Genomic DNA, 17,586 nt, shown 5'->3' with positions numbered 1-17,586 from the left:
GTGCCCGACCATGAATCCTGTGCATCCAGCTCGCGCCAAGAACGCCACCCGAGACAAATTCCAGGCAAAAAAAAGCCCAAGTAGCTGATGGACACTTGGGGCTAAAAATGCATAAACCGTGGTAGGTGAACGCGGGGCTATAGTAACGGAATCGTACATTCTGTAACAACATATTTTGAGAAAAAAAACGCAGATAAAATCACCTAAGTCATTAAATATCCACACTTTTTTTGAGACTTCTGATTTCAGGAGCCGCTTCCGGAACGGCTAAAAAAACGCTACAACGTGCCACTCAGCGCAGCGTTGTAGCGCCTCCAGCGTTAAACGAAATAGCACTGAAAATTCACAGAATCGCAACAGACAGGCCTCGGCAGCCGCCTTAAATTGCCGGCACTCGCCCGACTGGAATGTGCTGGTATGAATGAATTTCTCGATGCCCTGCCCTTGCTGCTCTGCCTGACCACCTTTGCCTGGTGCTGCTGGGGCTGAACCCTGCCCCGCCCGCAAGGTCGCAACCGCCGACCCTGCCGACCACAACTTCCTGCCCTGCCCTGATGAATGTGCCCGGCAATCGCCTTACGCCGGCTCGACGAGCCTGTGGTGGCTGAACAAGGCTTGCCCGGTTGCGCGGGTACGCTGCAGATTGGCGGCCTGATCCACAGACTCCGACTCGAACAGCCACTGCGACGTCAGCACCCTGGCCCCGCAATAATCGAACACGCCATGATCGATCTGGGTCTTCATCGCCTCACGATAACCATGGCGCTGGTAGGTGTCGGCATCGGCCCCGGCTATGCCCACCAGGTGCACGCCAAGGCGCCCGAGCTTCTTCTCCAGCTTGGCATCGGCCTGAAAATCAAACGCCCAGCCATTGCTGAACACCCGGTCGATCCAGCCCTTGAGCAACGCCGGCATGGACCACCAGTAAACCGGGTAGACCAGCACCAGGGCATCGGCGCGATCAATCCGTGCCTGCTCGGCAAGAACGTCGGCAGGCGGCGCGACCCGGGTCCGGTGCACGGCGATATCGGCGGCGCCAAAGCAGGGGTCAAAGCCTTCGGCCCACAGGTCGGCCATCTCGAAGGTATGCCCCGCAGCCTCACCCAGCCCCTCGGCAATCTGTTGGGCCACGCTGTGGGTCAGGGACTTGGGGTCGTGATGGGCAAAAACAATAAGTGCGTGCATGGCGAATACTCCTGCAAGCGCATTGCGCTGATCGAAGGGGATTTATATACTTTTGGTAAGTTACGAAAAACAACCTACCTTTGGTATATAGCCATGTCAAGCAGCCAGAAAACCGATTCCGCGCCGCGCCGACGCCTGTCGCGGGAGCAGCGATTGCAGCAGCTGATGGCGGTGGCCTGGCAAATCGTTCGTGAACAAGGCACCGAGGCCCTGACTCTGGGGCATCTGGCGGAACAGGCCGGCGTCACCAAACCCGTGGTCTACGATCATTTCGACACTCGGGCAGTACTCCTGGCAGCGCTGTACCGAGACTACGATCAGCGCCAGAGCGCGTTGATGAGCCAGGCCCTGGCAACCGCCTCGCCCAGTCTGAGCGCGCGCGCCGAGGTCATTGCCGCGTCCTACATCGACTGCGTCCAGCGCCAGGGCCGTGAAATACCCGGCGTCATTGCGGCCCTGGCCAGCTCGCCGGAACTTGAACGGACCAAGCGCGACTACGAGGCAATCTTCCTGGAAAGCTGTCGCAACGCCCTGGAGCCCTTCACCGCCGGTGCCACGCTCAGCACCGCCGGGCTGCGCGCCATGCTCGGCGCCGCCGAGGCACTTTCTCACGCTGCCGCCCTGGGCGACATCACGTTCGAGCAAGCCCAGGAAGAACTCTACAGCCAGATCGTGGCCATGGTTGAAAGGGCTCGTGACAAGGCACCGCAGCACGCACCGGCGACCTCCCGTTAACCCTGGACGCCCGACGATCACACACCCCCCCCCCCGAATCGGCACCCGCAAGGAAGCTGCAATGCTATTGACCCAACTGGAATGGCTCGACGAACTGCTGGAGCGCTATCGCAGCGAACTGGGCAAGGACTTCACCGGCTATCGCAACCATGTGTACCGGGTGATCAACTTCTGCCACCTGCTGATGGATGCCGATGCCCGACAACTGCACATACTTTGCATCGCCGGGGCCTTTCATGACCTGGGCATCTGGACCGCCGGCACCTTCGACTACCTGGCGCCCTCACGGCTCCTGGCTGAGGCCTATCTGAAGGAAATCGACCAGCCGCAATGGGCCGCCGAAGTGCTACCCATGATTGAGCTGCACCACAAGATCAGCACCGCCGCGCATCCGAGCAGCCTGGTGGAAGCATTCCGCCGCGCCGACTGGATCGATGTTTCCCTGGGCATGCTGAGTTTCGGCCTCTCACGCCAAGACCGGCGCCGGGTATTCGCCGCGTTTCCGGATGCGGGCTTTCACCTGCGCCTGGTGCAGTTGTCCGCCAGGCAGTTGCTGACTCGCCCCTGGAACCCCTTGCCCATGCTGCGCCTGTAGGCGCGCCAGCCCACTCATCGCGCCCCCGCTCAGCAACGCAGAGCGGGTAAACTGCAACCGCTGGCCGTCCAACCGGCCGCGTACCCGTCAGCCGCCCCCAACGAGAACTCCCATGTCGCCCCTTCTGCCAGCCGGCCCCCCTGCCGACACAGGCTTGCCGCCCCAGGGCCAAGCCCCCACGACACAAGCGCTTGCGCCAGACGCCATTGTTATCAACCCGGGGGCCGGGCAAGTGCTTTCGGTGTTCGATTTCGACGGCACCCTGACCCGCCATGACAGCTTCGTGCCGTTTCTGCGCTTTGCCTTTGGGCATCGCCAGTTCAATCGACGGATACTCGGCCTGGCGCTGCCCAGCCTGAAGTACCTGGTGCGCCGGGTGGACCGCGATCAGCTCAAGGCGCAGCTGATCAGGACCTTCCTCAAGGGCGTCGAGGCGGCATGGGTCCAGCAGCAAGCAGAGGCGTTCTGCCTGCAAGCCTGGCAACGCTTGATGCGCCCGGCGGGCCTGCAATCGGTGGCCGAGGAGCTTCGCTCCGGCGCCCTGGTTACCCTGTGCTCGGCGTCTCCGGCCCTGGTCCTGCAACCCTTCGCCACACGCCTGGGCGTGCGGCTGATCGGCACTGAACTGGAAGTGGTCGACGGCGTGCTGACCGGCCACATCGCCGGGCACAATTGCCGTTGCGAGAACAAAGTTCTGCGCCTGGAAAATGTCTATGGCCCCTTGAGCCAGTACCGGCTGCGGGCCTGGGGCGACACCCGCGGCGACCGCGAACTGTTGGCGGCGGCCCAGGACGCCCACTGGCGGCACTTTCATCCGGCCTGGCAGCGCAGCCAGCGCTCGCGCTGAAGCAACGACCACTGGCTGCTAGCAACCGACCAACGGCGCGCTGCGCGGAAAAAGATTCGCTATACCCAACTGCGAGCGGCCCTGGATCAAGCCCCGCATCCAGGGCCGCGCTGCAACTCGGGTAACACCAGGACCTGCACCGCCCCGACAGGAAGGATGCCTGATGCGATGAACACCCATGGCTATCTGCTGCGTACCCTGGCCGTACTGCTGGCCGCGGGAGCTCCCGGCGCCATCCTCTTGAGCCACCCCAGCCCCGCGCCCGACCTGACCATCGCCCATCACCTCGACTGGCCGCGCCTCGCGGCGTGGGCCTGCTGCCTGCTAGGCCTGCTCGCCTTGTTCATCCTGGCCGGGCTGAGGATTCGCGGTCGGGTCCTCGGGGTGCTGATCGACGAACGCAACCGCTACTCGCTATCGCGGCTGCAGATGAGCCTGTGGACCCTGCTGGTGCTGGCCACCCTGTACACGGTGTATATCGCCAACATCGTCCGCGGCGACGCCACCACGGCACTGATGGTAGACCTCGACTACAACCTGATCGCCCTGATGGGCTTCAACCTGGCCAGTTTCGTCAGCGCCCCCATGGTCCTCAATCGCAAGGCCGAACAGCCGGCAAACCTCGGCGCGCTGGCGGCCGCCAGCCAGCAGTTGCTCGACAGCCAGAACCTTGCCGCGGCACCCACGGCGAAAGGCCAGGTGCTGGTCAAGAGCACTCCCCAGGATGCACGGCTGGCCGACCTGATCCGCGGAGAGGATGTGACCAACGCCGCCATCGTCGACCTGCCCCGCTTGCAGATGTTGCTGATCACCCTGCTGGTGGTGCTTGTCTACGGCGCCGCGGTCGGTCATAGCCTGGGCGCTGCCGACTGGCTGCTGGAGACACTGCCGAAACTGCACAACACCTTGCTGCTACTGGCCCTGATCAGCCACAGCGGCTATGTCGTCGGCAAATTGATACCGAGCAACATCGGCCCTTTGGCAGCCAACCCGGCGCCCGTTGCCCAGGCCCTGGCGGACGCCCAGCAGCCCGAGCCACCGGCCACCCAAGGCATCACTCAACCCTAGTTCCCAGACGCTGACGCATGCTGGCACTGGCGGCGGGCCCGGCTTGCACCGTACACGCCTGCAACGGCACCAATCGGCCACTGGCCAGGTCCGCCATCACCGGCTGTACCGCCAGGCCGGTTTCGCGCTCGACAAGCTGCACGCTCTCGCCTTCAGGGGCGAAGTGCAGATTGCCCCAGGCCACGAATGCCAAGAGCACGACCCGAAAGTCCTCCCCCTTGGCTGTCGGCACATATTGATAACGCAAGGGACGCTGGCTATAGACCTCGCGCTCCAGCAACCCGGCTTCCACCAGGGAGTTCAGGCGCCGGGTCAGCATGTTCGGAGCGATTCCCAGGCTCCGGGAGAACTCATCGAAGCGCCGCAGCCCCTGCAATGCATCACGCATGATCAGGATGCTCCACCACTCACCGACCCGTTCCAGGCCACGGGCTATCGGACACTCCACGTCAATCAGACTCTTTCGTTGCATGCCTGGCTCCCACACGGCGGCTGAATATTTATGGACCCAGATGTTACTTTCATGATGATAGTGTCGTCCACGTTTCGTTGTTTCCCAACCTCGTATGCTGAAGGAGCAGGATTCCCATGAGTAAACGCATCGTAGTCACCGGCATGGGCGCAATCACGCCATTGGGCTGTGGCGTCGAATCGGTATGGCAGCGCCTGCTGGCAGGCCAGTCCGGCATCCGCCAATTGCCGGAAGCGCTTATCGGCGATCTGTCGACCACCATCGGCGGCCAGGTGCCCGACTCGCTCCAGGACCCGCAAGCCGGCTTCGACCCGAATCGACTGCTGGCGCCCAAGGAGCAGCGCAAGATGGACCGCTTCATCCTCTTCGCCCTGGCGGCGGCCGAAGAAGCCCTGACCCAAGCGGGGTGGCAACCCGATAGCGAAGCAGCCCGGGAGCGCACAGCCACCATCATTGCCTCGGGCGTGGGGGGCTTCCCGGCCATCGCCGAGGCGGTACGCATCACTGACAGCAAAGGCCCGCGTCGCCTGTCGCCATTCACCATTCCCTCGTTCCTGAGCAACATGGCCGCCGGGCAGGTTTCGATCCGCTACGGGCTCAAGGGGCCACTGGGCGCGCCGGTCACCGCCTGCGCCGCCGGGGTCCAGGCGATTGGCGATGCCGCACGGATGATCCGCGCCGGGGAAATCGACATTGCCGTCTGTGGCGGTGCGGAAGCATCGATTCATCGGGTCAGCCTGGGCGGCTTCGCCGCGGCCCGGGCCTTGTCCAGCGATTACAACGACACCCCGGAACGCGCATCACGCCCGTTCGACCAGGCCCGGGACGGTTTTGTCATGGGTGAAGGCGCCGGTCTGCTGGTGATCGAGGAGCTGGAACATGCCCTGGCCCGGGGCGCCCGCCCCATCGCCGAACTGGTGGGTTATGGCACCAGCGCCGACGCCTACCACATGACCGCCGGCCCGGAAGATGGCGACGGGGCCCGCCGTGCCATGCAGCAGGCGCTGCGTCAGGCCGGCATCCAGGCTTCCCAGGTGCAGCACCTGAATGCCCACGCAACCTCCACGCCCGTGGGCGACAAAGGCGAACTGGCAGCGATCAGGAGCCTTTTTGGCAGCGGCAGCGGCCCGGCCATCAGCGCCACCAAATCCGCCACCGGCCACTTGCTGGGCGCGGCCGGAGGGATCGAGGCGATCTTCACCATCCTTGCCCTGCGCGACCAGATTGCCCCGGCCACGCTCAACCTGGAAAACCCGGACAGCGCCGCCGCAGGCCTTGACCTGGTCAGCGGCCAGGCACGCCAGGTTGCCATGCAATATGCCCTGTCCAACGGCTTCGGTTTTGGTGGGGTCAATGCCAGCGTGCTGTTCAAGCGCTGGGATTAATCGTCCAACCGACGGGACCTGTATCGAGGTTGCAGCCGTAATGGGCTGCAACCTCGGCAGGCCCTATCAGTTCAAGACGTCATTCAGCACTTCGTAGATGATCCCGCTGGCAATGGCCACCAGGATCAGGTCAGTTCCGGCCTGCCGCCATTCGTAACCGTCATAGCGAGGCAATTGGCCGAGCAGCCGACTGTCGAGTTTCTTGGCGATTCCCGGAGGAAGAGGCTTGCCGCGGGCCAGATTCTTCTGGATGCCGGGAGGCAATGCCGGCCCCGGACTCCAATACTCGCGATGCCCACCGAGAATGCCCACAACACCGCCACGATCGATGCTGGGGCCGTGCTTCCACTCCTCGGAAGCCGATTTTTTACCTTTGCCGTGTCCGTTCTGGTTGCCCTGCCCGTGATCATCCGCGGAGTCAGACCTGGAATGGCCCTGACCCTTGCCACCGCCCGGGTCGGCCAAGACCAGAGGAGAAACCGCGATCAGGAAAAGACAGGCAAGAGTGGTCACCCACCAATTGGACTTGTACATATCGATGCTCTTAAGAAGGCCTCTGTCACACTCCACTGTAGACGGCATTCCCCCAGATCAGCGGGGAAGCTCTTTCACCCAGCGCCAGCGGCTATCCATGAACGCCTGCATCTCAGCCTTCATGAATCAAAGCGTGCAGCTGTGCTCATATTCAAAGGGAAACATCAGCGTATCCACCACGCCGGAAAACGGTGCGTCCAGCGCCAGCAATGGCCAGAGCACCCCGTTGTTTTCCTTCGCCAGGGCCCAGTCCATGCGCACACCGATATAGGGGCAGGTGTAGGGAGTGGTTCGGGTCATCAATGCCGTGCACCCATTCAGCCCCAGGGCCAGCGCCAGCAACAACAGACTTCGCAACACGTAACATCCTTATCACTGGCATCGGCAAGCGCCCTGGGCGCTGCATGGCCGACGCGGTACTGAACTCGCTCACGCCTTGTAGTCGCAATGGATCTGCAGGCTTTCCGTAGGGTTGCGGTGGCTCTCGAAGCCACATTGCCTCAGGGTTTCCTTGACTTCATCAACCACCGCCGCGTAACGCGCCTGGCGCCGGTTCTGGCGCGCCGGCGAGGTGAAGACGCCCAAAGGCAGGAAACGCAAGCGCTTGCCGTCGAGGACGATCGACACATCGACATGAGTGCCATCCACATCGTGGCCGTTGGAGCCGAAGATGTCCTCAAGTTCCTGCTTGCGTTGCGGATAACACCGGCAGAACAGGCGGATGCCCAGCCAGCGCGACAGGCTCCTGAAAGCGCCCAGGTAGCTGCTTTTGTGCTCGTAACCACGGGTCACCAGCAGTTGCACAGAGCACGGCAGCCTGGACTGAACCTCAAGCAGTTGTGCAAAGGCCCGGTGGTCCACCATGACCCTTAAGGACGGCCAGCGCGGCCCTATCCTCAGGCCCTGGTGGTTGCCCTTTGTCAGTATCAGCATGCAGATCGAACCTGATTGTTACGCGGGCCCGAATGGTACACACAGTGGCCTCCGGGTGCAGGAAATTCACCGCACAAAAACCCGCCGCCTCCGCGCTCGCCCAGTGACAGCCCGGCGGCGGTTTAGTTAAAATAGTGATGGCTCATAGCCATTATTGTTCATCACAGTGACCGCAGAGGTTGTATGTACGATTTAACGAGTCTGGTCATTGTCGATAGCCCGTTTGGCTTGAATGTCCTGCAAGTCACCGCGGACCTGGTGGCCGGCGCCCTGGAAGAGCTTCTGCAAAATTGCGCAGGCGGCGCGAACATCACCCAGAAACTCGACTACTCCATTCTGAGCCTCTATCAGGACAAGCTCGAAGCCGCCATTCGCGACATGAGCCTGCCAGCGCTGCCCATGCTCAGTGCCACCGACAGCCTTTGCTGATTCACTCCTGACAGGGAATCGAGACGCGGCGATTTTCTGGCAACGCCAGCGCAAACCCTTTACATTGCCCGCCGCCCTCCCCCATGACTAAGGACAGATCAACATGAAGCTTGTTTATGCCGTCTCACTTGCCGCATTGCTCCTGGCAGGATGCGACAAGAAACCCGAGCCGGTTGCGGCCGGCCAGGCTGGCGCCGCCGCTCAATGTTTCAAGGACACCGATTGCAAGGGCGAGCGGATCTGCGAGTCCGGCAAGTGTGTATCCCCACAAGCCGCTCCGGCCCTCGGCGAGCGCCCTGCTCCGAGCGTCGCGGCACAGCCGGCCCCCGAAGCGCCACGGGTCAGCTACGTACCGCTGCTGATCAGTGGCGACGATATCGGTGGCGTATTCACCACCAGCCCTCGCGAAATGGGCGGTTCGGCGATCAACTATGTGTCTCGCGCCGGTGTCGTCAACCTCATGGACTACGTGGTTGAAGACCCGGATCTCACTGGATACGTCGCCGTCGAAAAGGCCTACGCCTTCGGCAACAAATACCTGCTGGTGGTCTCCACCGGGGAAGGTGGCGCGAGCTGCCCCGCCACCACCTACGCCTTCACCTTTGACAGTGCTTCGGAATCGGTGACCGGCAAGATGGAAATCAACGACTGCTCGGAACTGGTCGAGAGCCTGGCCGATGGCAACAAGCTGATCGTCAAGAAAGAAGGCGTGCAGCAGGTCTTCTACAACGGCGACGTGAAGTAACACCCGCCCGGCCTGCCGATTGATGCTCAGCGCCAAGGGCTGGCCGCCTGGCCATCACTTCGGCGCCGGGCATCGCGGGCGGGGCAAGCCACTAAAGCCCGCCCCGCCCGATGAGGCTCAGGATATTCCCGCGTAGGCAGCCCACTTCGTCATGTCTTGAAGGGATATGTTGCCGCCACAGACCACCAGACCGATGACCGCGTCCTCAGGCAGCGTCGGCGCGGTGGCCAGCATGGCCGGAACCAGCGCTCCGCAAGCCAGTTCGACCCATTGCCTGGCGTCCTGGGCGAAGCAAACCATGCCCTTGATCGCGTCATGGTCAGAAACCACAACCATGCCTTCCAGATAGTGGCGAGCGTGGGCAAACATCAGCTCATCGATGATGGGAACGCCCAGGGTCGAGACGACAGAACTGATGTCAACGTCCACTGGCTTGCCTGCCTGCAACGCCTGATGCATGGAGCTGGCACCCGCGGTCTCGACGCCCCAGACACGGATCCCGGGCTTGATCGCCTTCAACACCGTGGCCACTCCTGCCAGCATCGCCCCGCCGCCCACCGCGACGAATACGTCGGTCAGGGACGGGCAGTCGGCAATGAACTCAAGAGCCAGGGTTCCATGCCCCTCGGCGATCAACGTGTCGGCGCAATCGTCGATCACCACATAGCCCTCTTCCTCAAGCGCCTTGGCCCGGGCAAATGCGCCATGCACGTCCTTTTCGATAATCACCGAACTGCCACTGGCGCGAATTCGCTCGACCGATGATGACGGCGCGCTCTCGGGCATGATGACCGTGACCTTGGCGCCGAAGCGCTTGGCCGCCTCGCCAATGGCGATCCCGAAGTTGCCGCCGCTGACCGCAACGAAATGGCTGCTGCCGAGGTTCTCGGCAAACGCCGAAAACTTGTTGAGCACGCCACGAGCCTTGAACGAGCCCCCGACCTGCATGTTTTCAAGCTTGAGAAAGACCGGCCGCTGAGCCTTGTCGCTAAGCACTGAACTGTTGACCGTTGGCGTGCGAGTTACCGATCCATCTATCCGTTGCGCCGCTGCAACGATGGATTTGATATCAATTAACTGAGTCATCTAGGGCTACTGTCCTTGGATTGAGTTGCGCAAGACTCCCAACGTCCGCGCCTGGCCAGCTTCGCTGCAGGCTATCGCCGGCCCTGGTGAAAACTACAGGACAACCCTGGATGCGCGCCACACCTTGAGCGGCTTCGGCCGATCGATCGGCTGCGCATTGGCGGCGTTTGCAAAGACCGCATGCCCAGGTGTTAGGCTAGCCGCCCGCCACCGCCAGGAACGCTTTCCAGTGACACCCATCATCTGCGCCAATGAGTTCGACATCTGCGTCTCAATGCCCGACTTCGTCACCTGCGCCGAAGACCAGCACCTGCCCAACGCCGACCTGGCAGCAGCATTGAGCACACTGGGCATCGCCCTCGACATTCCCCGGCTATACACCACCTATTTCGATGACACCCCGGTCGGTGCGGGTGATGTGCATGTCTATCCGAGCACTGGAAGTCAGAGCCTGCTGGTCATCGACCTGTACAGAGACCCCACCGACCAACTGGATATCGTCAGCCTCTCGTTGAAGATAGAGCCTGCGCTGCTGCCCCTGGCCCTGCCATTTCTGCGAGGGTTCTTTGACGCTGCCGAATGCCAGGTCGCCTTCAGGCAGTCCAGCCACTCGCAGCAGTTGCGCTCGCTGATCGATGAAAGCCGATACCCGGCCCCGACTGATGAAAGCGGATATCACCAGCACTTGATTGCCCATCTGTGAAACCCGTGCAGGAGGCGCTTCGGCACGGGTCGATCTGCCAGCAGTGCAGGCAGCCCCGATCTGAGCCGGGCCTGCCATAGCCGCTATCTCAAGGGCATTCGCAGGTCGATGGACCGAATACCGGACCGCTGCACGGATCCTTGGATGGGCCGAACACCGGGCACGAGGCCTGGGCAGTCAGGGAGAACCCCCACAGCAGCAATACCGCCAACAACACTTTCTTCATGTGCGACCTCCTGGTCAGTCATCCAATAGTCCCTGTGCCCTGGCAAGGGCACGGACAGTCATCAAGGGCATTCGCAGACCGTAGGGCCGAGCACCGGACCGGCACACGGATCTTCCCCTGGGCCGAGCACCGCGCAGTCCGCCTGCGCTGTCAGCGAGAACATCCACAGCAGCAACGAAGCCGCCAGCATTTTTCTTTTCAACCTGACCTCCTTGGTCGAGACAATGATCACGATCCGCGCGTTCCCCTGTCTCAGGGGGCGGATGCACACCCATGGCACGGCGCGCTGCAAGCTCAGCCAGCACTCCCGCCGCCGGGCCCGAAACAGCAAAGACCAAAGCCTGCAATTGCGCCAGTGCGGCATATTGTCACGCCACCCTGATCAAGCACCCGCTACAACACCGCGGACCGAAGCTAAAAGCCCGCGCTGAAAATCCCCACATTCTTCAGGTTATCCATTGCCGGAAAACCGGACGCGGCTCGATGACTTCCAAGGACAAGCAGTGATGGCCTGATCCGGGTCGACAGCCGATTCCGTGCAACCGGTGCTCGGCACAGGTGAACGGGCCAATCCCCTTAGCTGATATCATTCGGCAACTTACCCGCCGAGTAACAACGATGAATCGCCGCAAGAAAATAAACCAACTGCTAAAGGCCAACGCCAAGAAGGCCAGCGCCAAACTGGCACCGAAAAAGAAGTCGACCTACATCAGCAAGGCCGACCGGTTGAAGCTCGCGACTGAAGCCGCTCAAGAGCCTGTCATCGCTGCCGAGAACTGATCCAGTAGCGCATCCATAGCCACCACGGCAAGGCTGCCCTCCCCTCCAGCGGCCCTGCTCGTCAGCCGCATGACCAGCCCACTCGCCCAACGCCGATGTGACTGGCTGCCTCCAGAAGCCTGGCATGAGCGAGTCCAGGGCCGGGTTTCTGCCCCGCCTCAGATTGACCGCTGGTTTACCCGAGCCATCAGTTGCTCGGCCGTTTCCTTGCGTTCGGAATAGCGATCGAGCAGAAACGCCTGACGATCACGCAGCAGCACGGTGAACTTCACCAGCTCTTCCATGACATCGACAACCCGGTCGTAGAACGGCGACGACTTCATCCGCCCGGCTTCGTCGAATTCCATGTACGCCTTGGGCACCGAGGACTGGTTGGGGATGGTGAACATGCGCATCCAGCGCCCAAGCACGCGCAGTTGATTGACCACGTTGAACGATTGGGAGCCACCGCAGACCTGCATCACCGCAAGGGTCTTTCCTTGAGTCGGGCGCACCGCGCCAAGCTCCAATGGCACCCAATCGATCTGCGATTTGAACACCGCCGACATCGCCCCGTGGCGCTCTGGCGAACACCAGACCTGCCCCTCCGACCACAGCACCAGGTCGCGCAGTTCCTGCACCTTGGGATGGTCGACCGGGGCATCGTCGGGCAACGGCAAGCCGGACGGATTGAAGATCCGCGTTTGCGCGCCGAAGTGCTCAAGCAGGCGCGCGGCCTCCTCGACCAGCAGACGACTGAAGGAACGCTCGCGGGTCGACCCGTAAAGCAACAGGATGCGCGGCGGGTGATCGCCCGGTATCGCGGTTGGCGCGCCGTCGAAAAGATTCAAATCCAGATGAGGCAGATGCTCTGACATAAGTACTCCTTAAAGGGCGCCGATCCGATCGAGCTCGGCTTTCAGCTCTTCACGGCTGAGACGATTGAAGGGCAACGCGAGGAAGGCTTTGCAGCGTTGCTCTATGTGCGCCAGCGTGGCGCGAAAAGCCGCATCGATCAGCGCCTCTTCACCGTGCATGTCGGACGGGTCCTGCAGCCCCCAATGCGCCTTCAGCGCCGCGCCGAAATACACCGGGCAGCTTTCGCCGGCCGCCTTGTCGCAAACGGTGATGACGATATCCGGCGGGCTGTCCTTGAAGGCGTCATTGCCTTTGCTGTACAGGCCGTCGATCGGGATGCCGGCCTGCTGCAAGGTGCGCAGGCTGCGGGGCAACACCTGGCCGCTGGGGAAACTTCCAGCGCTCAGCGCCTCGAAACCCCGGGGTGCCAGGTGGTTGAACATGGCTTCAGAAAGAATGCTGCGGCAACTGTTGGCCGTGCACATGAACAGGACTCGCATGCAATGCTCCTGCCGCTTTGGGCGGACGTTAGAGGCTCCGGCACAAGGCCCTGGGTTGCCAAATGAGTGGAATGAGGCTGAAGACGACACCAGCAATCGCAAGCAACATGAATGCTCTCTCGACCGAGCTCAGCAGCAGGCGGCTTCGCGAACGGGGCGGCCATCCATGTTGTGCAGGCGGGTGGCGTTGTCCCTGAGCCAACCGGCGTTGGCCTTGAAGGTCACTTGCAAGACCTGCTGAACCCAATCCGGCAGGTCGGGGTTGAGGCGGTAGTACACCCACTGGCCCTGGCGGCGATCGAGCAACAAACCACTGCTGCGCAATTGCGCCAGGTGCCGGCTGACTTTCGGCTGGCTGTCATCGAGCGCACACATCAGCTCACAGACACACAGCTCACCCTGATCGGCAATCAGCAAGGTGGCGCGGGCGCGGGTTTCATCGGCCAGGCTTTTGAAGAGTTCGGGAGGCGTGATCATGGCCGCTCCTTACATATGGGAAATCGAATATACGGAAACCCATATGTATCGAGCAAGAAAAATCATTCATCGCTCGCTCATGGCGGCTACGGAAACATCCAAGCCGCTTGCCGAAGGCGCTGGGGAGCAGCTCAGAGGTTTGAGACAGAGCCATCGGCGCCTATAATGCGTCGCCATCAACGGCAACAGCAGGTGCACCTGCTGCCATCGGCACAAGCCTGCGGATGAGCACTGAACAGCTGCCGAGATCCACCCCGCCCCTGAGCCTGTATTCTTCTGAACAATGCGCTCGCGCCAATGCTCAAGCCCCACGGAAGTGTCGAATGCCAAAGAAACAACCCGCGACCGCTGCTGATATCGAGCGATCCATCCAGGCCCTCAACAAAATGGCTGAGCGGCTTTGGGGGGATGGCCGGGAGGCTGAAGCACAAGCGTTGTTGAATGCCCTGGATGCACTGAACCGTGCGCTGGATCGGATCAGAATCGGTGAAAGTCGCAGGGTTGTGACCCTTCATTGATGCCGTCTCCATGCCCACAACCGAAGCGCAATGCATCCAGCAATGCCAGCACTTCAACTCAAGGGCATTGCAAGCGTTCAACAGCCAATTCGATTCCGCTATCCAGTACCCTCGGCCTCGTACCTGCCTGCGGCGCTCTTGCCGCCCGCAACAATCCGAAACTCAGCCCCAATGCCCCAGAAACGACAAAGCCCCGCTGATGCAGGGCCTTGTCTTGTATGGGCGACCTTAGAAGGATTCGACAGGTTTCTTGGCTGCCGCCGCAACTTTCTTGGCCTCAAGCTTTGGAAAACTGAAACGGATCACCAGACCCGACTCAGCACCCTCACCAGCCAGTACCACCTCTGCCACTCGAATATTCTCAGGAGAGGCCTCTAGAAGGCTGGTGAGGCTGGTGAATTTCTTGTTTCTATCAACGCCCTCAAGGAACGTATAAACCAGGTTTCCGCCGTTCAAGGCCGCTGACTCATAGTTCGAAACCTTGGAAGCGAACTCCTCACGGCTCGACGACTTGGCTGCCAGCTGGACCATGTCCAGTTGAGACTTGCCGTCCGTAAGCGCTGACAGGCTGAACGTCTTGCCGATAGAACCGATGGTGGTCGCGTAAAGGCTCTGATCGAAGGGAGAAATCAAAGACACCATGATCAGTTTCGAGTTGGAAAAAATCAGTGCGGCGGTGAACTTGTGGCCAAGAAAATCAACGTCGTCCAGGCACAACGCCGTTCCACCCACCTCTTCAGAGCAATCGTAGTAGCCCTTCAACTTCTTGTAAGCAGAAACAGGAGACTCATAGGCATACGACTTGAAGAGGTTATCGCTTGCAGAAGCACTGAACGCACCTCCAAACAGCCCCAGCCCCAACACTAGCCCAACAATTTTCTTCTTATGCATCAGCCACATCCCTAGCAGTGTGAGAACAGATGGCCGGATGCTATCAAACTGGTTCCGCCAATCACACCGCCGAACGGCCGCATGGGCTGATGAAGTTGAAGTCGAGCATGTCGAGTTGATAGATCCGGGGGCAGCCTTATTTGCGAGTCGCCTCCTCGCATAAACCATGGACTCCCGTCGGCAGCAGTTGCGGCCTTTCATCCGCCACTCAGAAAACTAGCTAAGCAAGTTAGCTATATGTTAGTTTCACCGCCTCCATCACGATCAGCCTTGAATCCTGGACAGGCCCTACGCATGAAATCGCCATCGCTCCCCTCCGATCCAGCCGAGGATCCACGCCGCCTGCAGATTGCCAGTGATGCCGTCGGCCAGCAGTTGCAACAAATTGCCATCCTGACGCGTAAAGCTGCCAGCAATCTGAGCGCGGCCCTGGGCATCAACCAGACGGACATGGCCGCACTGGAACACCTGATCACTGATGGGCCACTGCCGCCGACCGAGCTCGCAGCGCGTCTTTCAGTGACTACCGCGGGCATTACCCAGGTCATCGATCGGCTGGAACGCGCCGGGCATGTGGTTCGTCAGCGCCAGCTCAATGACAAGCGCCGGGTACTGGTATGCCCTGTACCCGCTTCGGCGGCGGAGGCTTATCGGCATATCGCGCCAATGCTCAATGGCCTGGGCACTGTGCTAGGTGCACTCGACGGACAGGATCGCGCGGTGGTCGAGGCATTTCTCGGGCAGGTGATCGAGGTCTACCGCAGCACCTTGCCAGGCAGCACCGACCCCATGCTTGAAAATCAGGACGCGTGATGAAACCACAAAGGATTCTTGTAAGTGGAGCAAGCATCGCCGGGCCGGCGCTGGCTTATTGGCTGTCCCGGTATGGCATGGAAGTCACCGTGGTCGAAAGGGCTTCGGCGTTTCGCGATGGAGGACAGACAATCGATGTTCGTGGCGCCGGCCGCGTCGTCGTCCAGCGCATGGGGTTGGAAGAACAGATCCGGGCGAACACGACCCACGAACAGGGCATCGCCTTTGTCGATAAAGACAACCGCACCAAAGCGTTCATTGGTGTAAATGCGTTCAACGGTGACGGGCCCATAGCTGAACTGGAAATCCTGCGTGGCGAACTTGCCAAGCTATTGATCCAGCACAGCCAGGATCGGGTCAGGTACCGATTCGGCGACAGCATTGAAACCCTGGACGACCAAGGCGATCAGGTGCATGTGCGTTTCGAGCAGGGAGAAGCACAGGTCTACGACCTGGTGATCGTCGCCGAAGGGATAGGCTCAACGACACGCAATCAGGTATTTGGCAACGAAGTCCAGCGCCGCCCTCTCGACCTCTACACCGCCTACTTCACCGTGCCTCGACAGCCAAGCGATGGCCAGATCATGCGTTGGCACAACATTCCCGGCGGTCGCTGTGTCTGTCTACGCCCGGACAACCTGGGCACCACGCGTGCTTTCTTGTCTTTTCAGCAAACACCGAGCGGCTACGAAAAACTCACACAGGACCAGCAAATATCGTTGCTCAAGCACATATTTGCCGACGCTGGATGGGAAACGCCCCGCGTGCTCGCTGCGCTGGAAAGCACAACCGACCTCTATCTGGACGCGGTGGGTCAGGTCAAGATGCCCCGTTGGTCCAAGGGACGCATCGCGCTGGTGGGTGACGCCGCCTATTGTGCATCGCCCATCAGTGGCATGGGCACCAGCCTGGGGCTGTGCGGGGCTTATGTGCTGGCCGGCGAACTGAGCCGCCAGGCCGATCATGCCCAGGCGTTCGCCGCCTACGAGAAGCGGATGCGCCCTTACATCGCTCAGGCGCAAAGCATCCCCACGTTCGCGCCCAGGCTGGCCTCACCCCACTCACGGCTGGGCATCGCCCTCGGCCACTGGGTGTTGCGGATGGCCTGCGCGCCGGGGCTCAAGAGCTTATTCGGAAAGATCCTCTCGCCAAAAGCTGACGCCATCGAACTCCCGAGTTATGACGGCCGATAGCGGATATAGCTGCGAATGCCCGCTTTGCCTGTGGATTGAACCGATCGACGGCAAGAGCGGGCAACCTGCCCAAGCGCTTCAGAAAGTGATGCACGTGGTTGCCGTCGCAAAAATCAAACAGAGAGAAAGCGGCCCTTCAAATGGTCAGGCGCTTCTCCATCGGCTGATAGGTCAGCCCGGCAAACTCGCCCACTTCCCCCGCCAACGCAAAACCGTAACGTTCGTAAGCTGGCACTGAAGACAGCGACGCTCTGACTGTTACCACATCGGCCCTGGCCTGCTCCAGGGCCGCACTCAGCAAGCGCTTGCCAACGCCGCGGCGCTGCCAGGTCGGCGCAACGAACAGCATTGCCACATGGCGTCCTTCCTTTAGCTCGATCAGCCCGACCAGGGTTCCCTCTGCGACACAAATCAGCATCAGGTTGTCATGTGCCATTCGTTCGGCAAACGCTTCCTGTGCGGCTACCTTTGTAAAAGTTTCTACGCCCTGCGCTGACAGCGCGGGCGCAACCGCCAGCATGAACGCCTCCAGGCACAGGGCACTGGCGCTTGGCAGGTCCTCATGAGTCATCTTGCGTATCTGCATAGTCGTCGTCCGTGGCTCAGGGTTTTAGATTTAGAGAATTAAAACGAA

The 17,586-nt window shown here is 61.1% G+C and carries 25 protein-coding genes; 12 read left to right on the top strand and 13 right to left on the bottom strand.

Annotated elements, in window-relative coordinates; all coding sequences use genetic code 11:
- Positions 1 to 576: 576 nt before the first annotated feature.
- Positions 577 to 1,185, bottom strand: coding sequence for an NAD(P)H-dependent oxidoreductase (locus LXM55_RS01055; RefSeq protein ID WP_233317767.1), 609 nt, complete (start codon positions 1,183 to 1,185; stop codon positions 577 to 579).
- Positions 1,186 to 1,278: 93 nt separating this feature from the next.
- Here LXM55_RS01055 and LXM55_RS01050 point away from each other — a divergent pair, with 93 nt between their 5' ends.
- The 4 genes from LXM55_RS01050 (at position 1,279) to LXM55_RS01035 (ending at position 4,430) form a co-directional block, all read left to right on the top strand.
- Entirely contained in the window at positions 1,279 to 1,920 is a 642-nt protein-coding gene (locus LXM55_RS01050; RefSeq protein ID WP_233317764.1) for a TetR/AcrR family transcriptional regulator, read from the top strand.
- Positions 1,921 to 1,981: 61 nt separating this feature from the next.
- Complete coding sequence (locus LXM55_RS01045) at positions 1,982 to 2,515, top strand: hypothetical protein (protein WP_233317762.1); 534 nt, start codon at positions 1,982 to 1,984, stop codon at positions 2,513 to 2,515.
- 112 nt (positions 2,516 to 2,627) lie between these two features.
- The gene (locus tag LXM55_RS01040) at positions 2,628 to 3,362 is read left to right on the top strand and encodes an HAD family hydrolase (protein ID WP_233317760.1); all 735 of its coding nucleotides are present in this window, start codon (positions 2,628 to 2,630) and stop codon (positions 3,360 to 3,362) included.
- Positions 3,363 to 3,530: 168 nt separating this feature from the next.
- The gene (locus LXM55_RS01035; RefSeq protein ID WP_233317758.1) at positions 3,531 to 4,430 is read left to right on the top strand and encodes a hypothetical protein; all 900 of its coding nucleotides are present in this window, start codon (positions 3,531 to 3,533) and stop codon (positions 4,428 to 4,430) included.
- On the opposite strand, the gene LXM55_RS01030 is transcribed toward LXM55_RS01035, so the two are convergent.
- A complete protein-coding gene (locus LXM55_RS01030; RefSeq protein ID WP_233317757.1) occupies positions 4,417 to 4,902 on the bottom strand; it encodes a winged helix-turn-helix transcriptional regulator in 486 nt (161 codons plus the stop codon). The two genes, LXM55_RS01035 and LXM55_RS01030, sit on opposite strands and share 14 nt — an antisense overlap.
- Positions 4,903 to 5,018: 116 nt before the next feature.
- Between LXM55_RS01030 and fabF the strand changes: the two genes are divergently transcribed.
- The gene (gene fabF, locus LXM55_RS01025; protein WP_233317755.1) at positions 5,019 to 6,287 is read left to right on the top strand and encodes a beta-ketoacyl-ACP synthase II; all 1,269 of its coding nucleotides are present in this window, start codon (positions 5,019 to 5,021) and stop codon (positions 6,285 to 6,287) included.
- A gap of 66 nt (positions 6,288 to 6,353) precedes the next feature.
- Here fabF and LXM55_RS01020 read toward each other — a convergent pair whose 3' ends face one another.
- From LXM55_RS01020 to LXM55_RS01010, 3 genes are all read right to left on the bottom strand, one after another.
- Positions 6,354 to 6,821, bottom strand: coding sequence for an anti-virulence regulator CigR family protein (locus tag LXM55_RS01020; protein ID WP_233317753.1), 468 nt, complete (start codon positions 6,819 to 6,821; stop codon positions 6,354 to 6,356).
- A gap of 126 nt (positions 6,822 to 6,947) precedes the next feature.
- The gene (locus LXM55_RS01015) at positions 6,948 to 7,181 is read right to left on the bottom strand and encodes a YceK/YidQ family lipoprotein (RefSeq protein WP_233317751.1); all 234 of its coding nucleotides are present in this window, start codon (positions 7,179 to 7,181) and stop codon (positions 6,948 to 6,950) included.
- Between the two features lie 69 nt (positions 7,182 to 7,250).
- Positions 7,251 to 7,754, bottom strand: a complete 504-nt coding sequence (locus LXM55_RS01010) for a hypothetical protein (RefSeq protein ID WP_233317749.1) — start codon at positions 7,752 to 7,754, stop codon at positions 7,251 to 7,253.
- A gap of 183 nt (positions 7,755 to 7,937) precedes the next feature.
- On the opposite strand from LXM55_RS01010, the gene LXM55_RS01005 reads away from it, so the two are divergent.
- Both LXM55_RS01005 and LXM55_RS01000 read left to right on the top strand, forming a co-directional pair.
- Positions 7,938 to 8,183: a hypothetical protein gene (locus tag LXM55_RS01005; protein WP_233317747.1), complete on the top strand. Its 246-nt coding sequence runs from the start codon at positions 7,938 to 7,940 to the stop codon at positions 8,181 to 8,183.
- 103 nt (positions 8,184 to 8,286) lie between these two features.
- On the top strand, positions 8,287 to 8,928 hold the full coding sequence (locus tag LXM55_RS01000) for a hypothetical protein (protein WP_233317745.1): 642 nt from the start codon (positions 8,287 to 8,289) through the stop codon (positions 8,926 to 8,928).
- Between the two features lie 117 nt (positions 8,929 to 9,045).
- Here LXM55_RS01000 and LXM55_RS00995 read toward each other — a convergent pair whose 3' ends face one another.
- Positions 9,046 to 10,014 carry a threonine ammonia-lyase gene (locus LXM55_RS00995; protein ID WP_233317744.1) on the bottom strand — a complete coding sequence of 323 codons (969 nt, stop codon included), beginning with the start codon at positions 10,012 to 10,014 and terminating at the stop codon, positions 9,046 to 9,048.
- A gap of 229 nt (positions 10,015 to 10,243) precedes the next feature.
- Here LXM55_RS00995 and LXM55_RS00990 point away from each other — a divergent pair, with 229 nt between their 5' ends.
- Entirely contained in the window at positions 10,244 to 10,717 is a 474-nt protein-coding gene (locus tag LXM55_RS00990) for a hypothetical protein (RefSeq protein WP_233317742.1), read from the top strand.
- A gap of 88 nt (positions 10,718 to 10,805) precedes the next feature.
- Here LXM55_RS00990 and LXM55_RS00985 read toward each other — a convergent pair whose 3' ends face one another.
- Together LXM55_RS00985 and LXM55_RS00980 are read right to left on the bottom strand one after the other, a co-directional pair.
- Complete coding sequence (locus tag LXM55_RS00985; protein WP_016966878.1) at positions 10,806 to 10,943, bottom strand: PA0050 family protein; 138 nt, start codon at positions 10,941 to 10,943, stop codon at positions 10,806 to 10,808.
- A gap of 61 nt (positions 10,944 to 11,004) precedes the next feature.
- Positions 11,005 to 11,145, bottom strand: coding sequence for a PA0050 family protein (locus tag LXM55_RS00980; RefSeq protein WP_003083582.1), 141 nt, complete (start codon positions 11,143 to 11,145; stop codon positions 11,005 to 11,007).
- A 416-nt stretch (positions 11,146 to 11,561) separates the two neighbouring features.
- On the opposite strand from LXM55_RS00980, the gene LXM55_RS00975 reads away from it, so the two are divergent.
- A complete protein-coding gene (locus LXM55_RS00975) occupies positions 11,562 to 11,723 on the top strand; it encodes a DUF2986 domain-containing protein (protein WP_233317740.1) in 162 nt (53 codons plus the stop codon).
- A gap of 158 nt (positions 11,724 to 11,881) precedes the next feature.
- Here the strand turns inward: LXM55_RS00975 and arsH are convergent, their stop codons facing one another.
- The 3 genes from arsH to LXM55_RS00960 form a co-directional block, all read right to left on the bottom strand.
- On the bottom strand, positions 11,882 to 12,580 hold the full coding sequence (arsH, locus tag LXM55_RS00970) for an arsenical resistance protein ArsH (RefSeq protein WP_233317738.1): 699 nt from the start codon (positions 12,578 to 12,580) through the stop codon (positions 11,882 to 11,884).
- Between the two features lie 9 nt (positions 12,581 to 12,589).
- Entirely contained in the window at positions 12,590 to 13,060 is a 471-nt protein-coding gene (locus LXM55_RS00965; protein ID WP_233317736.1) for an arsenate reductase ArsC, read from the bottom strand.
- Positions 13,061 to 13,189: 129 nt separating this feature from the next.
- The gene (locus LXM55_RS00960) at positions 13,190 to 13,537 is read right to left on the bottom strand and encodes a metalloregulator ArsR/SmtB family transcription factor (RefSeq protein WP_233317734.1); all 348 of its coding nucleotides are present in this window, start codon (positions 13,535 to 13,537) and stop codon (positions 13,190 to 13,192) included.
- 323 nt (positions 13,538 to 13,860) lie between these two features.
- On the opposite strand from LXM55_RS00960, the gene LXM55_RS00955 reads away from it, so the two are divergent.
- A complete protein-coding gene (locus LXM55_RS00955; protein WP_233317732.1) occupies positions 13,861 to 14,055 on the top strand; it encodes a hypothetical protein in 195 nt (64 codons plus the stop codon).
- Positions 14,056 to 14,283: 228 nt separating this feature from the next.
- Here LXM55_RS00955 and LXM55_RS00950 read toward each other — a convergent pair whose 3' ends face one another.
- On the bottom strand, positions 14,284 to 14,946 hold the full coding sequence (locus LXM55_RS00950; RefSeq protein ID WP_233317731.1) for a hypothetical protein: 663 nt from the start codon (positions 14,944 to 14,946) through the stop codon (positions 14,284 to 14,286).
- 294 nt (positions 14,947 to 15,240) lie between these two features.
- On the opposite strand from LXM55_RS00950, the gene LXM55_RS00945 reads away from it, so the two are divergent.
- Together LXM55_RS00945 and LXM55_RS00940 are read left to right on the top strand one after the other, a co-directional pair.
- Complete coding sequence (locus LXM55_RS00945) at positions 15,241 to 15,759, top strand: MarR family winged helix-turn-helix transcriptional regulator (RefSeq protein WP_233317730.1); 519 nt, start codon at positions 15,241 to 15,243, stop codon at positions 15,757 to 15,759.
- A complete protein-coding gene (locus tag LXM55_RS00940; RefSeq protein WP_233317728.1) occupies positions 15,759 to 16,952 on the top strand; it encodes an FAD-dependent monooxygenase in 1,194 nt (397 codons plus the stop codon). Before LXM55_RS00945 ends, LXM55_RS00940 begins: the two co-directional genes overlap by 1 nt.
- A 136-nt stretch (positions 16,953 to 17,088) precedes the next feature.
- Here the strand turns inward: LXM55_RS00940 and LXM55_RS00935 are convergent, their stop codons facing one another.
- On the bottom strand, positions 17,089 to 17,538 hold the full coding sequence (locus LXM55_RS00935) for a GNAT family N-acetyltransferase (RefSeq protein ID WP_233317726.1): 450 nt from the start codon (positions 17,536 to 17,538) through the stop codon (positions 17,089 to 17,091).
- Between the last annotated feature and the right edge of the window lie 48 nt (positions 17,539 to 17,586).

The organism is Pseudomonas sp. Au-Pse12 (assembly GCF_021341665.1).
Taxonomy (GTDB): Bacteria; Pseudomonadota; Gammaproteobacteria; order Pseudomonadales; family Pseudomonadaceae; genus Aquipseudomonas.
The sequence above is the reverse complement of the archived record's forward strand: the minus strand, read 5'-3'. Positions and strand labels throughout refer to the sequence as shown.

What these genes read in the sequence shown, in the direction of transcription:
- LXM55_RS01055 (WP_233317767.1), bottom strand. Translation starts at nt 1,185, where the DNA reads ATGCACGCACTTATTGTTTTTGCCCATCACGACCCCAAGTCCCTGACC.
- LXM55_RS01050 (WP_233317764.1), top strand. Translation starts at nt 1,279, where the DNA reads ATGTCAAGCAGCCAGAAAACCGATTCCGCGCCGCGCCGACGCCTGTCG.
- LXM55_RS01045 (WP_233317762.1), top strand. Translation starts at nt 1,982, where the DNA reads ATGCTATTGACCCAACTGGAATGGCTCGACGAACTGCTGGAGCGCTAT.
- LXM55_RS01040 (WP_233317760.1), top strand. Translation starts at nt 2,628, where the DNA reads ATGTCGCCCCTTCTGCCAGCCGGCCCCCCTGCCGACACAGGCTTGCCG.
- LXM55_RS01035 (WP_233317758.1), top strand. Translation starts at nt 3,531, where the DNA reads ATGAACACCCATGGCTATCTGCTGCGTACCCTGGCCGTACTGCTGGCC.
- LXM55_RS01030 (WP_233317757.1), bottom strand. Translation starts at nt 4,902, where the DNA reads ATGCAACGAAAGAGTCTGATTGACGTGGAGTGTCCGATAGCCCGTGGC.
- fabF (WP_233317755.1), top strand. Translation starts at nt 5,019, where the DNA reads ATGAGTAAACGCATCGTAGTCACCGGCATGGGCGCAATCACGCCATTG.
- LXM55_RS01020 (WP_233317753.1), bottom strand. Translation starts at nt 6,821, where the DNA reads ATGTACAAGTCCAATTGGTGGGTGACCACTCTTGCCTGTCTTTTCCTG.
- LXM55_RS01010 (WP_233317749.1), bottom strand. Translation starts at nt 7,754, where the DNA reads ATGCTGATACTGACAAAGGGCAACCACCAGGGCCTGAGGATAGGGCCG.
- LXM55_RS01005 (WP_233317747.1), top strand. Translation starts at nt 7,938, where the DNA reads ATGTACGATTTAACGAGTCTGGTCATTGTCGATAGCCCGTTTGGCTTG.
- LXM55_RS01000 (WP_233317745.1), top strand. Translation starts at nt 8,287, where the DNA reads ATGAAGCTTGTTTATGCCGTCTCACTTGCCGCATTGCTCCTGGCAGGA.
- LXM55_RS00995 (WP_233317744.1), bottom strand. Translation starts at nt 10,014, where the DNA reads ATGACTCAGTTAATTGATATCAAATCCATCGTTGCAGCGGCGCAACGG.
- LXM55_RS00985 (WP_016966878.1), bottom strand. Translation starts at nt 10,943, where the DNA reads ATGAAGAAAGTGTTGTTGGCGGTATTGCTGCTGTGGGGGTTCTCCCTG.
- LXM55_RS00975 (WP_233317740.1), top strand. Translation starts at nt 11,562, where the DNA reads ATGAATCGCCGCAAGAAAATAAACCAACTGCTAAAGGCCAACGCCAAG.
- arsH (WP_233317738.1), bottom strand. Translation starts at nt 12,580, where the DNA reads ATGTCAGAGCATCTGCCTCATCTGGATTTGAATCTTTTCGACGGCGCG.
- LXM55_RS00965 (WP_233317736.1), bottom strand. Translation starts at nt 13,060, where the DNA reads ATGCGAGTCCTGTTCATGTGCACGGCCAACAGTTGCCGCAGCATTCTT.
- LXM55_RS00960 (WP_233317734.1), bottom strand. Translation starts at nt 13,537, where the DNA reads ATGATCACGCCTCCCGAACTCTTCAAAAGCCTGGCCGATGAAACCCGC.
- LXM55_RS00955 (WP_233317732.1), top strand. Translation starts at nt 13,861, where the DNA reads ATGCCAAAGAAACAACCCGCGACCGCTGCTGATATCGAGCGATCCATC.
- LXM55_RS00950 (WP_233317731.1), bottom strand. Translation starts at nt 14,946, where the DNA reads ATGCATAAGAAGAAAATTGTTGGGCTAGTGTTGGGGCTGGGGCTGTTT.
- LXM55_RS00945 (WP_233317730.1), top strand. Translation starts at nt 15,241, where the DNA reads ATGAAATCGCCATCGCTCCCCTCCGATCCAGCCGAGGATCCACGCCGC.
- LXM55_RS00940 (WP_233317728.1), top strand. Translation starts at nt 15,759, where the DNA reads ATGAAACCACAAAGGATTCTTGTAAGTGGAGCAAGCATCGCCGGGCCG.
- LXM55_RS00935 (WP_233317726.1), bottom strand. Translation starts at nt 17,538, where the DNA reads ATGCAGATACGCAAGATGACTCATGAGGACCTGCCAAGCGCCAGTGCC.